The sequence below is a fragment of the Luteimonas colneyensis genome (assembly GCF_014836665.1).
In the GTDB taxonomy this organism is placed as follows: Bacteria; Pseudomonadota; Gammaproteobacteria; order Xanthomonadales; family Xanthomonadaceae; genus Luteimonas; species Luteimonas colneyensis.
The window spans coordinates 44,684-59,087 of the sequence record NZ_JACSQJ010000004.1 but is presented as its reverse complement, the minus strand read 5'-3'; the positions used below and the strand labels follow the sequence as shown (position 1 = coordinate 59,087).

Sequence of the window (14,404 nt, the reverse complement as noted above, 5' to 3'; positions counted from 1 at the left end):
GGCGCTCAGAGCCCGTAGCGTTCACCGAGGCGGTCGAGCATGCGCGAGAACTGCAGGCGCTCGTCCTCGCTGAGCGGCGCCAGCAGTTCGCGCTCGTACGACAGCGCCAGCGGAGCGACTTCCGAGTAGACCTTGCGGCCGGCCTCGCTGAGCTCGAGCACCGAGCGCCGGCGGTCGTCGCCGTGGGTCTCGCGGTGCAGCAGGCCGCGCTCCAGCAGGCGCGCCACCGCGCGGCTGACCGCGACCTTGTCCATCGCGCTGCGCTCGGCCACGCCCACCGCGGACAGGCCCGGGAAGCGACCGAGCACGGCGAGGATCCGCCACTCGGTGATCGCCAGCCCGAAGCGGTCGCCGTAGGCCTCGGCGATCTCCTGGCTGACCACGTTGGACAGCAGGCTGAGCTGGTAGGGAACGAAGCGCTCCAGGTCGAGCATCGGGGCGCCGTCGTCGTCGGTGGCAGGGGGCGGAGGGGATGCGGTCATTGCTGCGTCGCGCCTTGCAACTGGTTTCATCTGAAACTATAACAGTCGGCCCCTCCCGTCCACTGCCAGGAGCCGCCATGAGCGCCCAGACCCAGGCCAGCAGCCAGCCGAACCTCGGCATGCAGGTCACCACCTTCGAAAACCCGATGGGCATCAACGGCTTCGAGTTCGTCGAGTTCGCCGCCCCGGCCGGCGAAGGCGCACGCATGCGCGACTACCTCGAGAAGCTCGGCTTCACCGCCGTGGCGAAGCATCGCGCGCGCGCCATCACCCTGTTCCGCCAGGGCACGATCAACTTCCTGCTCAACGAGGAGCCGGACTCCTTCGCCTCCGACTTCGCCGCCAGCCACGGCCCCTCGGCCTGCGGCTTCGCGATCCGCTTCACCAGGGCGCCGTCCGAGGTGCTGGAGCACGTGCTCGCCAAGGGCGGCGAGCAGGTGGAGCACAGGGCCGACACCCGCGCCGTGGATTTCCCGGTCATCAAGGGGATCGGCGACTGCATGCTGTACCTCGTCGACGATTCCGCGGCCGACGTCTACGCCGACTACGAGCCGCTGCCGGGCGTCGACCAGCACCCGAAGGGCTTCGGCCTGACCTTCATCGACCACCTGACGCACAACCTGTTCCTCGGGAACATGCAGAAGTGGTCGGACTACTACGAGAAGCTGTTCAACTTCCGCGAGATCCGCTACTTCGACATCAAGGGCGCCAAGACCGGCCTGCTGTCCAAGGCCATGACCGCGCCCGACGGCGTGGTGCGCATCCCGCTCAACGAGTCGTCCGACGAGAAGAGCCAGATCAACGAGTACCTGCGCGACTACAAGGGCGAGGGCATCCAGCACATCGCGCTGTTCACCGACGACATCTACACCTCGGTGGAGAAGATGCGCGAGGCCGGCATCGATTTCCTCGACACGCCCGATACCTACTTCGACGTGATCGACCAGCGCGTGCCCGACCACGGCGAGGACGTCGAGCGCCTGCGCAGGAACGCGATCCTGATCGACGCCGACCCGGAGACCAAGCAGCGCAAGCTGCTGCAGATCTTCGGCAAGAACGCGTTTGGTCCGATCTTCTTCGAGATCATCCAGCGCAAGGGCAACGAGGGCTTCGGCGAGGGCAACTTCCAGGCGCTCTTCGAATCGATCGAACGCGACCAGATGCAGCGCGGCGTGCTGTAAGCCGCGCGCTGCGGGTTGGGGCGAAAAGCACGCTTCGCTTTACCACGGATGACGCGGATGACGCGGATTCACGCGGATCAAGCCAGGGCTTTGAGTTGCATCGGGCCTTGGCCTGCTCCTGCGGGGCGCTGCCGCCGGGTTTTTGAACAGAAAGCTTTTGCTCTATCCGTGTAAATCCGTGTGATCCGCGTAAATCCGTGGCAAAAGCTTTTGAGGGAGGCAGCCGTGGCCGAGTACATGTCGGGGTTTGGGAACGAGTTCGCCACCGAGGCGGTGGCCGGGGCGCTGCCGGTGGGGCGGAATTCGCCGCAGCAGGTGGCGCACGGTCTCTATGCCGAGCAGTTCACCGGGACGGCGTTCACCGCCCCGCGGCACGCCAACCGGCGCAGCTGGCTGTACCGGATCCGGCCGGCGGCGATGCACGGCAGCTTCGAGCCCTTCTCGCAGCCGCGCCTGCACGAGGATTTCGGCCAGGGGCCGGTGACGCCGGACCAGCTGCGCTGGGATCCGCTGCCGATGCCGGCCGAAGGTGCGCGGGTCGACTTCGTCGACGGGCTGTTCACCATGGCCGGGAACGGCGGCTCCGCGGCCGGGACCGGCGTCGGCATCCACATGTACGCGGCCAATGCGCCGATGCAGGGGCGCTATTTCTACAGCGCCGACGGCGAGCTGCTCGTCGTGCCGCAGCAGGGCCGGCTGGAGATCGCCACCGAGCTCGGCGTGCTCGAGGTCGAGCCGCAGGAGATCGCGGTCATTCCGCGTGGCGTCCGCTTCCGGGTCGGTCTGCCCGATGGTGCCGCCCGTGGCTACGTCTGCGAGAACTACGGCGCCATGCTGCGCCTGCCCGACCTGGGGCCGATCGGCTCCAACGGCCTGGCCAATCCGCGCGACTTCCTCACCCCGGTCGCGGCGTACGAGGACCTCGAAGGCGATTTCGACCTGGTCGCGAAGTTCCAGGGCCATCTGTGGCGCGCGGCCATCGGCCACTCGCCGCTGGACGTGGTCGCCTGGCACGGCAACTGCGCGCCGTACAAGTACGACCTGCGCCGCTTCAACGCCATCGGCTCGATCAGCTTCGACCATCCGGACCCGTCGATCTTCCTGGTGCTGCACTCGCCCAGCGACACGCCCGGCACCAGCAACATGGACTTCGCGATCTTCCCGCCGCGCTGGCTGGTGGCGCAGGATACGTTCCGGCCGCCGTGGTTCCACCGCAACATCGCCAGCGAATTCATGGGCCTGGTGCACGGCGCTTACGACGCCAAGGCCGAGGGCTTCGCGCCCGGCGGCTGCTCGCTGCACAACTGCATGACCGGCCACGGGCCCGATGCGGCGACGTTCGAGAAGGCGTCCGCGGCCGACCTGTCGACGCCCGACGTCATCACCGACACCATGGCCTTCATGTTCGAGACGCGCGCCGTCATCCGGCCCACGCGCCAGGCCCTCGACGCCGCCCACCGGCAGCGGCAGTACCAGGCCTGCTGGGCCGGCCTGCAGCGGCACTTCCGCGCCGGCTGACGGGCGCGGCGCGCGATCGCGGCCTCCACGCCGCGTGCGCGGGATTTTGTCGTAGCCTTGGTCGTCCATCCTCCGGAGCCCACGCATGCGTCCGATCCGTCCCGCCATCGCAACGCTCGCCCTGGTCGCGGCCCTCGCCGCCTGCAACGCCGAACGCACGGCGGACGCGGGCGTGGAGGCGGCCACCGACGCCATCGAGGCGATCGAGCCGGGCACCGAACCCCCCGGCGCCGCGGCGGCGATCCCGCCGTCGGGCGATTCGCGCATGGACGGCTACGCCGCGCTCGACTTCGGCATGTCGGCCGAGGAGGCGCGCGCCGACTGGAGCGGCAATCCGCTCGAGCCGGCCGGGCCCGTCGAAGATCCGGAGGCCTGCCACCACCTGTCGCCCGCCGGACAGTCCACGCCCGCGCAGCTGGCCTTCATGTTCGAGAACGACCTGTTCGTCCGCTACAGCGTCGAGTCCACCGAGATCACCGCGCCCGGCGGCGGACGCGTGGGCATGAACCAGGCGGCGGTGGAAGGTCTCTACGGCAAGCGCCTGAAGGCGATGCCGCACAAGTACGTCGAGGGCGGCAAGGTGCTGGTGAGTCCGGAGGACGGCGGCGCGCTGCCCTCGCAGCTGATCTTCGAGCTCGACGCCGCCGGCCGCGTCACCAGCTGGCGCGTGGGCCTCGCACCGCAGGTCGGCTACGTCGAAGGCTGCAGCTGAGCCAGGCCGCCCGCGCAGGCGCGGGCTGACGGTTTCCACCGGATCCAAGGGGAAGGCAGATGTCCGAAGCGATCGCGTTCACCCTGCTGGGCCTGCTGTTCCTGGCCCTCGGCGGCGACTCACTGGTCAAGGGCGCCGCCGGCCTGGCGCAGGGCCTGCGCATCCCGCGCTTCACCATCGGCCTGTGCCTGGTGGCGGTCGCGACGTCGCTGCCGGAGCTCGCGGTCAACGCGCGCGCCGTGGCCTCGGGCGATCGCGCGCTGGCGCTGGGCAACGCGGTCGGCAGCAACATCGCCAATATCGGCCTGACCCTGGGCCTGGCGGCGCTGGCGGCACCGCTGCTGCTGCGCTGGCGCGCGCTGTCGCCGCTGCTCGCGGTGCTGCTGCTGGCGACGCTGGGCGTGGCGGTGCTGTCGCTCGACGGCGGGCTGTCGCGCATCGAGGGCCTGGCGATGCTGCTGGTCTTCGCGGGCGTGGTCGCGTTCACCGCGATGCGCGCGGATGACGAATCCCCTGCGGTGCGCGCTGAAGTCGACGCCTTCACCGACACCCGCGGCGGACTTGGCCTCAACCTGGTACGCGTGGCCGTGGCCGTGGTGCTGCTCTGGTTCGGTGCCGGCTGGATCGTCGCGCAGATGCCGGTGATCGGCCACGCGCTGGGCATGGATTCGCTGGTGGCCGGCCTGGTGCTCGTGGCGATCGGCACCGCGCTGCCCGAGGTCGCGGCGGCGGTGGCCGCGGCGCGCCGCGGCCAGGGCGACATCGTCGCCGGCCACGTCATCGGCTCCAGCGTCTTCAACCTGCTGCTGGTGCTGGGCGGCATGGCGGCGGTCGGCGGCACGGTGCCGGTGCCGGCCTCGTTCGTGCGGCTGGAGCTGCCGGTGGCCTTCCTGTTCGCACTGCTGCTGGTGCCGCTGCTGCGCGGCAACATCACGGTCAGCCGCGGCGAGGGCGGCCTGCTGCTGGCGGCCTTCGCCGCCTGGGTGGTGCTGGAGTTCGCGCTGCTGGGCTGAGCGCGCGTTCAGTAGCCGTCGTCGTCGCTGCCGTCGGGGCGCGGCGGGACGTGCGTGTCCTCGTCGGACTTGCCGGGCAGCTGCGGCCACTCGTCCATGCGCAGCGAGAGCGCGGCCTTCGACATCAGGTGCGCGCTGATCGGCGCGGTGATCAGCAGGAAGGCGACGATCAGCAGCTCGCGTGGCTGCGGATCGCTGCCGACGAACAGGTGGTAGCCGACCGATGCGGTCAGCACGCAGCCCACGCCCAGCGTGCTGGCCTTGGTCGGTGCATGCAGGCGGCGGAAGAACTCGGACAGCTTCACCAGGCCGATGCCGCCCATCAGGATGAAGAAGCTGCCGACGAGCAGCAGTGCCACCAGCAGCAGTTCCCAGAGCACGTTCATTCGACGATGTCCCTCCGGATCACGTACTTGCTCAGCACCACGGTGCTGACGAAACCGAGCATGGCGATGACCAGCGCGGCCTCGAAGTAGATCGCGCTCTTCAGGTGCATGCCCAGCAGCATCAGCTCGGCGATCGCGGTGACGTTGAGCGTGTCCAGCGCGAGGATGCGGTCGGGCACGGTCGGGCCGCGCAGCAGGCGCCACAGCGCCAGCAGCATGGCGGTGCCGACCACGTACATCGACACGCCGATGGCGAGGTCGATCAGGCCGTGGCCGAACAGCTGCAGGCCGGCGAGTTCGGGGGTATTCACGGGAAGATCTCCATCAGCGGGCGCTCGTAGCGGCGCTTGATGTCGGCCACCAGCTGGGCCTCGTCGGCGAGGTCGAGCACGTGCACCAGCAGGTAGCGGCGGTCGTCGGACAGCGCGGCGGTCACCGTGCCGGGGGTCAGGGTGATGCAGCAGGCCAGGGCGGTGATGCCGTGGATGTTGCCGATCTCGAGCGGGTACCAGATGAAGCCGGAGTGGATCCGCGACTCGCGCCCCAGCACCTGGCGCGCGACCCGGATGTTGGACATCAGGATGTCCCAGACCAGCACCACGAACAGCTTCGGCAGGGGCCTGAGGGTGCCGATGCGCGCGAACTCGCGGTCGATGCGTGCGGCATACAGCGGGATCACCAGGCCGAGCGCCAGCGCCAGCGTGAACTGGGCGGCGTTGACCTCGGAGACCAGCAGCAGCCAGAAGACGATGATCGCCAGCGTCAGCGGCAGCGAGGGCAGGAAACGGCGGCTCACTGCAGCCTCCTCGCGGGCAGCGCCGCGCGCACCTGGTCGATGTAGGTCGCCGGCGCGAGCAGCTGTTCCGCGGTGGCGCGGGTGTAGGCCGCCACAGGCCCCGGCGCGGCCGCCATGGCCACGCCGTAGGACAGCAGCAGCATGGTGGCGATGGTCTCCGGCAGGCGCAGGCGGCCGCGGGCGTTGCGCGGACCATCCCCGGGAAGCGAGGGCCGCACCGGCGCCGGCTTCCAGAAGATGCGCGTGCCGGCGCGGGTCAGGCCCACGATCACCAGCATGCTGCTGCCGAGGATCGCCGGCCAGGCCCACTGGACGTCGGCCTCGGGCACCGCCTGCAGCAGCAGGGTCTTGCCGATGAAGCCCGACAGCGGCGGCAGGCCCGCCACCGACACCGCGCCGACGAGGAACATCACCCCGGCCACCACCCGCACGCCCGGCGCGGGCGCGAACGCGCGCAGCGCGTCGCCGGCATCGCCGCGGCCGCGGCGCACCAGGTCGGCGACCAGGAACAGCGCCGCCGCCACGAAGGTGCTGTGCACCAGGTAATACAGGCCGGCCGCGATCGTGCCGGCCGAGCGCAGCCCGAAGGCGATGAACAGCGTCGTCGCCGACACGAGCACCACGTAGGCCACCAGCACCCGCAGTCGCGAGGCCGCGAGCACGCCGAGCGTGGCCAGCGCGAGGCCGCCCACGGCCGCCGGCAGCATCCAGTCCCAGCCGTAGCCGGCCATCGCGCCGGCGTCGTCGCCGAGCATCAGCGAACTGATCCGCAGCACCGCGTAGATGCCGACCTTGGTCATGATCGCGAACAGCGCCGCGACCGCGGCCGGCGCGCGCGTGTAGGCCTCGGGCAGCCAGAGGTACAGCGGAAGCAGTGCGGCCTTGGCGCAGAACACCACCAGCAGAAGGCCGATGGTGGCCTTGGCCAGCGGCAGGCTGCCGGCGGGCACGGTGGCCACGCGCGCGGCCAGTTCGGCCATGTTGAGGGTGCCGAAGACGCCGTAGACCAGGCCCAGCGCGATCAGGAACAGGGTCGATGCGGCGATGTTGAAGGCAACGTAGTGCAGGCCCGCGCTCATGCGCACGCCGCGCCCGCCCGACAGCAGCAGGCCGTAGGAGGCGATCAGCATCACCTCGAAGAACACGAACAGGTTGAAGATGTCGCCGGTGAGGAAGGCGCCGTTGAGGCCCATCAGCTGCAGCTGGAACAGGGCGTGGAAATGCGGTGCGCGCCGGTCCCAGCCGGAGCAGGCGTGGAGCAGGCAGGCCACGCCGAGCAGCGATGTCGCCAGCACCATCATCGCGGACAGCCGGTCGACCATCAGCGCGATACCGATGCGCGCCGGCCAGTCGCCGAGCAGGTAGACCAGGATCGAGCCTTCGTCGGCGCGTGCGACCAGCAGCACCGAGGCCAGCAGCGTCGCCAGCATGAAGGTCCAGGCCACGGAGCGCTGGACCACGGTGCCGACGCGGCGGTGCTCGACGAACAGCGACAGCGCGCCGCCGAGCATCGGCAGCAGGATCGGCAGGATCGGGAGCTGGGTCATCGCCCGGCCTCCCGGTCGTCGCGCACGTCGCCGGCGTCGACGTGGTCACTGTCGTTGTCGGCGCGGCTGCGCATGGCCAGGACGATCAGGACCGCCGTCATCGCGAACGAGATGACGATCGCGGTCAGCACCAGCGCCTGCGGGATCGGGTCGGTGTGGTTGGCGAGCGTGGCGTCCACCCCGGCGCGCACCACCGGCGGCTTGCCGACGACCAGCCGGCCGCTGGAGAAGATCAGCAGGTTGGTGGCGTACGACAGCAGGGTGAGTCCGAGGATCACGTCGAAGCTGCGCGCGCGCAGCACCAGGTACACGCCGGCGAAGACCAGCACCCCGATGCCGCTGGCGAGGGCGAATTCCATCAGGTCGCCTCCCCGGTGATGGCCGAGCGCGTGGCCGGGTCGATCGTGCCGCGATGCGCGATCATCTTCTTGGAGGGCTTGAGCGTGCCCATCATCGACAGGATCAGCATCGTGCTTCCGAACACGACCAGGTAGACGCCGAGGTCGAAGACGGCGGCGCTGGCCAGCGGGATGGTGCCCAGCAGCGGCAGCTCGAGGTCGTAGTGGCCGCTGGACAGGAAGGGCAGGTCGAGCAGCATCGACGCGGCGCCGCCGAACAGCGCGATCAGCAGGCCGAGGCCGATGGCGCGGATGTAGTCGAAGCCGAAGCGCGTCTCCACCGAGGCCGCGCCCTGGATCACGTACTGGATCAGCAGCGGCACCGCCAGCGTCAGGCCGGCGATGAAGCCGCCGCCGGGCGCGTTGTGGCCGCGCAGGAACAGGAAGATCGAGACCACGAGGGTCAGCGGGAACATCATCTGCGCGAGGTCGGCGGGCACCGGCAGCTTGATCGGCGGGCCCGGCATCACCTTCTCCGGCGCCATGCGCGCGTGGCGCAGCATGGCGTGCACCACCAGGCCGGCGATGCCGAAGACCGTGATCTCGCCCAGGGTATCGAAGCCGCGGAAGTCGACCAGGATGACGTTGACGATGTTGCTGCCCCAGGCCTCGGGAAGGGAGCGCGCGGTGATCTCGGCGGCCACCGCGTTCGTGGGCGGGCGCGTCATCATCGCCCACGCCAGCGCGGCCGCGCCGATACCCGCGACCAGCGCCACCGCGCCGTCGCGCAGGCGACGCCAGTGCGTACGCTGCGGCGGCGAATCCTTGGGCAGGTAGTGCAGGCCGAGCAGCATCAGCGCCACGGTCACCAGCTCCACCAGCAGCTGGGTGAGCGCCAGGTCGGGCGCGGACAGCGCGACGAAGGTCAGGCTGACCGCCAGTCCGCAACCGCCCATCACCAGCACCGCCAGCAGGCGGTGCCGGTACAGCGCCAGCGTGCCCAGCGCACAGCAGACCAGCATCAGCCAGAGCACCCAGGCCAGGCGCACCATCGGCTGCGCCACGAAGGCCACCGGCTCGCGCGGCTCGCCCCAGGCGGCGACGAAGGGCGCGGCGCCGGCGGCGATCGCCACCAGCACCAGCCACAGCAGGCTGCGCTGCATGCTGCCGTTGGCGACGGTGTGGGTAAAGCGGCGGCCGAGGCGGAACAGCGCCTCGATGTTGAGGTGGAACAGCCGGCGCCCCTGCGACTGGCGGACGATGGCGTGCAGGTCGAGCACGCGGTCCAGGCCCAGGTACAGCAGCACGCCGCAGACCACGCCGCCCAGGCTCATCAGCAGCGGCGTGTTGATGCCGTGCCAGACCGCCAGGCTGTAGTCGGGCACCGCCTCGCCCAGCACGCCGCTGGCCGCCGTGGCCAGGGCGGGGCCGATGGTCCACTGCGGCGCGATGCCGACCGCCACGCAGCCGACCACCAGGATCGCCACCGGCACCTGCATGAAGCGCGGCGGCTCGTGGACCTCGTCCTCCACCGCGCGCGGCCCGCGGCCGAGGAAGGTGTCGCGCACGAAGCGCAGGCTGTAGGCGACGCCGAAGGTCGCGAACAGGAAGGCCGCGACCGTGATGAACCAGCGCATCTCCTCGTGGCCCTCGATCTCCAGCGCCTGGGCGAAGAACATCTCCTTCGACAGGAAGCCGTTGAGCAGCGGGATGCCGGCCATCGCCAGCGAGGCGATGATCGCCAGCGCGCTGGTGTAGGGCATGATCCGCCGCAGCCCGCCCAGGCGGCGCATGTCGCGGGTGCCGGTCTCGTGGTCGATGATGCCGGCGGCCATGAACAGCGAGGCCTTGAACGTGGCGTGGTTGAGGATGTGGAACATCGCCGCGACCACGGCCATTGGCGTCGACAGGCCGAGCAGCAGGGTGATCAGGCCCAGGTGGGAGATGGTCGAGTACGCCAGCACGCCCTTCATGTCGTGCTGGAAGATCGCGTTCCAGGCGCCGACCAGCAGCGTCAGCGCGCCCACGGTCGAGACCACGTAGAAGAACAGGTCGGTGCCCGCCAGCGACGGATGCAGGCGCGCCAGCAGGAACACGCCGGCCTTCACCATCGTCGCCGAGTGCAGGTAGGCCGACACCGGCGTCGGTGCCGCCATCGCGTGCGGCAGCCAGAAATGCAGCGGGAACTGCGCGCTCTTGGTGAACACGCCGGCCAGCACCAGCCCCAGGATCCAGGGGTAGAGCTCGTTGGCGCGGATCGCGTCGCCGGCGGCGAGCACCGCGTCGAGCTCGTAGCTGCCGACCACGCGGCCGATCATCACCACGCCGCCGAGCAGGGCCAGGCCGCCGGCGGCGGTGATGGTCAACGCCATGCGCGCGCCCTCGCGGGCGTCGTCGCGATGGAACCAGAAGCCGATCAGCAGGAAGGAGCTGATCGAGGTGAGCTCCCAGAACACGACGGTGAGCAGCAGGTTGCCCGAAAGCACCATGCCCAGCATCGCGCCCATGAACAGCAGCAGGAAGCAGAAGAAGCGCCGGGTCTTTTCCTGCGGGCCGAGATAGTAGTGGGCGTACAGCACCACCAGCGCGCCGATGCCCAGCACCATCGCGGCGAACATCCAGCCCAGGCCGTCCAGGCGCAGGCTGAAGGCGAGGCCGGCCTGTGGCAGCCACTCGTGCATCGCGCGCGGGATGTCGCCTGCCATCACCGCGGGCGTGAGCCACGCCAGCACCGCCAGCGCCAGCAGCGGTGCGAGGCCCGCGAGCCACGCGACCGCCCGGGCCGGAGCGTCGCGCAGGATCGCGAGCACCAGCGCCAGCACGAAGGGCAGGGCCAGCATGAGTTCGAGCATCTGAGTCCTTGGTCTTGCGGGGGACGCCGCGCTCCGCACGGCCTCCTTGATTCTAGCAGCGCGGCTTGCCACGACCGGAAGCCGAGGTCGCTTATCCTGCGCAGATGCGTTCCATCGCAGACATCGTCGCCATTGCTGCGCGGACGCCCTGATGGTCACCGTCCAGGGCGCGCGTGCGCTGGTGTTCGGGGGCAGCGGGCAGGTGGGCGCGGCGGTGATTCCACGCCTGCTGGAGGCGGGCTGGGACGTCGATGCGCTGTCGCGGGAGGGGCAGGCACCGGCTCCCGGGTTGCGGTGGCTGCGGGGCGGTTTCGAGGCCATGCCCGCACTGGCGCGCGAATACGGAGCCGTTATCAGCTGTGGTCCGCTCGACCACTTCGCGCGCTGGTACACCGATGGTGGCGTCGACGCGCCCATCGTCGTCGCCTTCGGTTCGACCAGCCTGACGGTCAAGCTGGGCTCGGTGGACGATGCGGAGCGCGCGCTGGCCGCGCGGCTTGGCGCGGCCGAAGATGCGCTCTTCGCCTGCGCGCGCGGGCGCGGCGCGGATGCCGTCGTGCTGAGGCCGACGCTCGTCTATGGGGCCGGACGCGACCGGACACTGAGCCGCATCGCGGCGATGGCCCGGCGGACAGGCATGTTTCCGCTCCCGCGTGGCGCCACCGGGCTCCGGCAGCCGGTGCACGTCGACGACCTGGCGGCCACCGCCGTCGCCGCGCTCGGGGCCCGGGGTGCGGGTGGTGGCGCCTACGACCTGCCCGGTGGCGAGACGCTGTCCTATCGGGACATGGTCGCGCGCGTGCTGGCGGTCCTCGAGCCGCCCGCCCGGCTGGTCGAGTTGCCGGCGCCGGTGTTTTCCCTGCTCGCGGCGGCATTCCGGTCCAGCGGTCGCCTGCAGGGCTTCGGGCCGGCGGCGCAGGCGCGCCTGCGCCAGGACCTGGTGTTCGACGTGGCGCCTGCGGCCGCGGCCCTGGGCCATGCGCCAAGGGCGTTCAGGCCGGTGGCGGGGATGTTCCTGCCGGGCTGAGCACGCCCGCGGTCAGATGTCGCGCGCGGGAGGCAGTGGGCGCGCCTTGGCCATCGCGCGCAGCGCGATCGTGGCCACGCCGCCCAGCACCAGCGCGCCGCCGATCCACAGCTGCGGACCGGGCTCGTCGCCCCAGAACACGATGCCCAGCGCCACCGCCAGCAGCGGCGTCAGCAGCAGCCACGGCGTCAGCTGGGCCACGGGGTGGCGCTGCAGCAGCAGGAAGTACACGCCGTGGCCGAGCAGCGAGGCGACCAGCGCCGAGTAGCACACGCCGATCCAGGCGCGCGGGCTGGCATCGGCCAGCGCGGCCAGCGAGCCGGGCTCGAAGGCGAGGCTGATCGCCAGCAGCGGCAGCACCGCGATCAGCGCGCTCCAGCCCTGCTGGGTGGCCAGCCCGATCCCGCCGAGGCGCCGCATCATCACCGTGCCCAGCGCCAGGAACGCGGCCGAGGCGAGCATCGCCAGCATCGCCGCCGGCCTGTCGACGATCGACGGGTCGAACCCGATCACCAGCACGCCGAGGAAGCTCGCCGCGATCGCGGTGCCGGTGCGCCATGCGAAGCGCTCGCCGAGCACCACCCAGGCGAGCAGCGCCGACATCGGCACGTAGCTCTGCATGACCACCGCGACTGCGGACAGTTCGCCCGCCAGCCGCAGCGCCCAGAAGCTGAGGCCGAAATGCAGCACGTTCATGCACAGCGCCACCGCGAGGAAGCGCGGCCACTGGTCCCGGCGCACCGGCTTGAGGAAGGGGACCAGCACCAGCGCCACGATCGCCATGCGCAGCGCCGTATACAGGAAGGCCGGGATCTCGAGCAGGGCGTAGGCGGAGAACAGGAAGTTCCCCGCCCAGGCCATGCATACGGCGAGGATCAGGAAGAGGTCACGGGGCGACATGCCGCATTGTCGCCCGCCGGCGCCGTGGTGTGGAGCCGCGCGGGCGCATCCCTGCCGTGATGCTGCGTTGCAGGCGCGGCCGTGCTACCAGCGCACGCCGATCCGGCGGTAGAGCTTGGCCAGCACCCAGGCGGGGCCGATCAGCAGGTAGACGAGGTCGGTGAGGAAGCTGGGCTTTCGGCCTTCGAGCTTGTGGCCGACGAATTGTGCGATCCAGGCGAGGACGAACACCGCGACGGCGAGCTTCAGCAGGCCGCCGCGGCCGAGCGCTTCGAACAGCCACCAGGTCAGCGCCGACAGCGCCGCGAACACCAGCAGCATGCCGGTGCCGAGCACGCGCGAGCCGCGCTGGTAGAACAGCCACGCCGCGAACATCGGCAGCGCCGCCCAGATGCCCGGCCTGAACAGCGTGCCCGGCGCCGGGATGCACCACAGCAGGGCGATGACGCTCCACAGGATCGCAGGCACCGCCACCACATGGATGGCCTGGTTGGTCGGGTTGCGGTGGTCGTCGGAATAGCTGGCGAACCAGCGGTCGATCGGACGGTCGGAGCGGGCCTGTGCTGCCATGACGGTTCCCCGGGGACGCGTTGCCGCGAGCATAGGCCAATCAGGGCGTGCCGACCTGCCCCCGCGACGCAGCGAGGCGGCGGCGGACTTCGGCGGCCACGCGCGCGGTCTCGCGCAGGGGCACGGCGTCGAACGGTGCGGCGCCGGCCTCCAGCGGACGCACGCGGCCGCGCGCCAGCAGTGCGTCGACGAAGCGGCGCGGGCGGCCGCGCATCGCCTCGGGCCGATGTACGAAGACCGGTGCGCGCGTGGCGCAGGCCTCGGACAGCATGTTGACCGAGTCCGCGGTGCAGGCGATGCGGTCGGCCCAGGCCAGCATGCCGGCATAGGGGTTGTGGCCGTCGCCGGTGCCCGCCCATGCGCGCACCGGCACGCCGGGCGCCGCCCAGGTGCGCAGCGCCGCCCGCACGGCGTCCGGCGTGCGCCGCGAGGCCACCAGCATCAGGCTGCCGCCCTCGCGCGCGGCCATGGCGGCGACGTCGGCCATCAGCGCATCGAAATCCGCGACCTCGAAACCGGCGCGGCCGCTCGGGCCGCCCACCAGCACCGCGATCCGCGGCGACGGCAGCGCGGCGAACTCCGGAGCCTCGTCCCGCGCGCGATGCAGCCACGCGTCGTCGACCGGATGCAGGCTGCCGGCAAGCGTGATCACGTTGTCGCCGGCGAGGCCGTCGTGCTCCGGCGCGACGACGATGTCCCAGTGCCGCGCCGGCAGTCGCGGATCCAGCACCTGCACCACGCGCGTGCCGCGCCCGCGCAGCAGCCGCGTGGCCAGGGCGGCCTGGCGTCCGCAGCCGACCGCGAGCGCCGGCGGCGCGGACAGCAGGCTCGTGAATCCCGGGCCGAAGGCATGGGCGTCGCCCGGACACCGGCGCGGCGCCAGCCACCGCCACGGTGCCTTCGGCACGAGCACGTGTTCGTCGGCAAACGGCGCCAGTGCGCGCGCGAGCGCCAGCGCCTGGCGCGCGTTGCCGGCGCGGCCATCGCTCAGCGCCAGCGTGCTTGGCGCGTCGCCATCTGCGGGAGTCGACACCATGCGTGCTGGCCGTGGGCGGGTGGAATCTCCGCCGGGACTCTACACT

General features: G+C 71.0%; 15 protein-coding genes. 5 read left to right on the top strand and 10 right to left on the bottom strand.

The features are described from left to right. Nucleotides 1-5: 5 nt before the first annotated feature. A complete protein-coding gene (locus H9645_RS08690) occupies nt 6-482 on the bottom strand; it encodes a MarR family winged helix-turn-helix transcriptional regulator (RefSeq protein ID WP_191729316.1) in 477 nt (158 codons plus the stop codon). Nucleotides 483-559: 77 nt separating this feature from the next. Between H9645_RS08690 and hppD the strand changes: the two genes are divergently transcribed. From hppD to H9645_RS08670, 4 genes are all read left to right on the top strand, one after another. Beyond that, nucleotides 560-1,663 (top strand): 4-hydroxyphenylpyruvate dioxygenase, encoded by a 1,104-nt coding sequence (gene hppD, locus H9645_RS08685; RefSeq protein WP_191729315.1) that lies wholly within the window; start codon nt 560-562, stop codon nt 1,661-1,663. A gap of 237 nt (nt 1,664-1,900) precedes the next feature. Further along, nucleotides 1,901-3,181, top strand: a complete 1,281-nt coding sequence (gene hmgA, locus H9645_RS08680) for a homogentisate 1,2-dioxygenase (protein WP_191729458.1) — start codon at nt 1,901-1,903, stop codon at nt 3,179-3,181. A gap of 85 nt (nt 3,182-3,266) precedes the next feature. Beyond that, nucleotides 3,267-3,893, top strand: a complete 627-nt coding sequence (locus H9645_RS08675) for a lectin (protein WP_225218136.1) — start codon at nt 3,267-3,269, stop codon at nt 3,891-3,893. A 59-nt stretch (nt 3,894-3,952) separates the two neighbouring features. Then, nucleotides 3,953-4,906 (top strand): sodium:calcium antiporter, encoded by a 954-nt coding sequence (locus H9645_RS08670; RefSeq protein WP_191729314.1) that lies wholly within the window; start codon nt 3,953-3,955, stop codon nt 4,904-4,906. An 8-nt stretch (nt 4,907-4,914) separates the two neighbouring features. Here the strand turns inward: H9645_RS08670 and H9645_RS08665 are convergent, their stop codons facing one another. The 6 genes from H9645_RS08665 to H9645_RS08640 all read right to left on the bottom strand — a co-directional run bounded on the left by H9645_RS08665 (nt 4,915) and on the right by H9645_RS08640 (nt 10,825). Beyond that, entirely contained in the window at nt 4,915-5,292 is a 378-nt protein-coding gene (locus H9645_RS08665; protein WP_191729313.1) for a Na+/H+ antiporter subunit G, read from the bottom strand. Further along, the gene (locus H9645_RS08660) at nt 5,289-5,531 is read right to left on the bottom strand and encodes a K+/H+ antiporter subunit F (protein ID WP_263598383.1); all 243 of its coding nucleotides are present in this window, start codon (nt 5,529-5,531) and stop codon (nt 5,289-5,291) included. Before H9645_RS08660 ends, H9645_RS08665 begins: the two co-directional genes overlap by 4 nt. A gap of 68 nt (nt 5,532-5,599) precedes the next feature. Then, nucleotides 5,600-6,088 (bottom strand): Na+/H+ antiporter subunit E, encoded by a 489-nt coding sequence (locus H9645_RS08655; RefSeq protein WP_191729312.1) that lies wholly within the window; start codon nt 6,086-6,088, stop codon nt 5,600-5,602. Further along, complete coding sequence (locus tag H9645_RS08650; RefSeq protein ID WP_191729311.1) at nt 6,085-7,635, bottom strand: monovalent cation/H+ antiporter subunit D; 1,551 nt, start codon at nt 7,633-7,635, stop codon at nt 6,085-6,087. The genes H9645_RS08655 and H9645_RS08650 overlap by 4 nt, the downstream gene beginning before the upstream one ends. Continuing rightward, on the bottom strand, nt 7,632-7,994 hold the full coding sequence (locus H9645_RS08645; protein WP_191729310.1) for a Na+/H+ antiporter subunit C: 363 nt from the start codon (nt 7,992-7,994) through the stop codon (nt 7,632-7,634). The genes H9645_RS08650 and H9645_RS08645 overlap by 4 nt, the downstream gene beginning before the upstream one ends. Then, nucleotides 7,994-10,825: a monovalent cation/H+ antiporter subunit A gene (locus tag H9645_RS08640; protein WP_191729309.1), complete on the bottom strand. Its 2,832-nt coding sequence runs from the start codon at nt 10,823-10,825 to the stop codon at nt 7,994-7,996. Before H9645_RS08640 ends, H9645_RS08645 begins: the two co-directional genes overlap by 1 nt. 151 nt (nt 10,826-10,976) lie before the next feature. Here H9645_RS08640 and H9645_RS08635 point away from each other — a divergent pair, with 151 nt between their 5' ends. Beyond that, entirely contained in the window at nt 10,977-11,852 is an 876-nt protein-coding gene (locus H9645_RS08635) for an NAD-dependent epimerase/dehydratase family protein (protein WP_191729308.1), read from the top strand. Nucleotides 11,853-11,864: 12 nt separating this feature from the next. Here the strand turns inward: H9645_RS08635 and H9645_RS08630 are convergent, their stop codons facing one another. The 3 genes from H9645_RS08630 to H9645_RS08620 all read right to left on the bottom strand — a co-directional run bounded on the left by H9645_RS08630 (nt 11,865) and on the right by H9645_RS08620 (nt 14,355). Further along, nucleotides 11,865-12,752, bottom strand: coding sequence for a DMT family transporter (locus H9645_RS08630; protein ID WP_191729307.1), 888 nt, complete (start codon nt 12,750-12,752; stop codon nt 11,865-11,867). Nucleotides 12,753-12,836: 84 nt separating this feature from the next. Beyond that, nucleotides 12,837-13,322: an Mpo1 family 2-hydroxy fatty acid dioxygenase gene (locus H9645_RS08625; protein ID WP_191729306.1), complete on the bottom strand. Its 486-nt coding sequence runs from the start codon at nt 13,320-13,322 to the stop codon at nt 12,837-12,839. Nucleotides 13,323-13,362: 40 nt separating this feature from the next. Further along, the gene (locus H9645_RS08620; RefSeq protein WP_318240518.1) at nt 13,363-14,355 is read right to left on the bottom strand and encodes a mitochondrial fission ELM1 family protein; all 993 of its coding nucleotides are present in this window, start codon (nt 14,353-14,355) and stop codon (nt 13,363-13,365) included. Between the last annotated feature and the right edge of the window lie 49 nt (nt 14,356-14,404).

Coding starts and splice junctions, on each gene's coding strand:
- H9645_RS08650 (WP_191729311.1), bottom strand. CDS start 7,635: ATGACCCAGCTCCCGATCCTGCCGATCCTGCTGCCGATGCTCGGCGGC.
- H9645_RS08665 (WP_191729313.1), bottom strand. CDS start 5,292: ATGAACGTGCTCTGGGAACTGCTGCTGGTGGCACTGCTGCTCGTCGGC.
- H9645_RS08630 (WP_191729307.1), bottom strand. CDS start 12,752: ATGTCGCCCCGTGACCTCTTCCTGATCCTCGCCGTATGCATGGCCTGG.
- H9645_RS08670 (WP_191729314.1), top strand. CDS start 3,953: ATGTCCGAAGCGATCGCGTTCACCCTGCTGGGCCTGCTGTTCCTGGCC.
- H9645_RS08675 (WP_225218136.1), top strand. CDS start 3,267: ATGCGTCCGATCCGTCCCGCCATCGCAACGCTCGCCCTGGTCGCGGCC.
- H9645_RS08690 (WP_191729316.1), bottom strand. CDS start 482: ATGACCGCATCCCCTCCGCCCCCTGCCACCGACGACGACGGCGCCCCG.
- hmgA (WP_191729458.1), top strand. CDS start 1,901: ATGTCGGGGTTTGGGAACGAGTTCGCCACCGAGGCGGTGGCCGGGGCG.
- H9645_RS08640 (WP_191729309.1), bottom strand. CDS start 10,825: ATGCTCGAACTCATGCTGGCCCTGCCCTTCGTGCTGGCGCTGGTGCTC.
- H9645_RS08660 (WP_263598383.1), bottom strand. CDS start 5,531: ATGTACGTGGTCGGCACCGCCATGCTGCTGGCGCTGTGGCGCCTGCTG.
- H9645_RS08635 (WP_191729308.1), top strand. CDS start 10,977: ATGGTCACCGTCCAGGGCGCGCGTGCGCTGGTGTTCGGGGGCAGCGGG.
- H9645_RS08625 (WP_191729306.1), bottom strand. CDS start 13,322: ATGGCAGCACAGGCCCGCTCCGACCGTCCGATCGACCGCTGGTTCGCC.
- hppD (WP_191729315.1), top strand. CDS start 560: ATGAGCGCCCAGACCCAGGCCAGCAGCCAGCCGAACCTCGGCATGCAG.
- H9645_RS08645 (WP_191729310.1), bottom strand. CDS start 7,994: ATGGAATTCGCCCTCGCCAGCGGCATCGGGGTGCTGGTCTTCGCCGGC.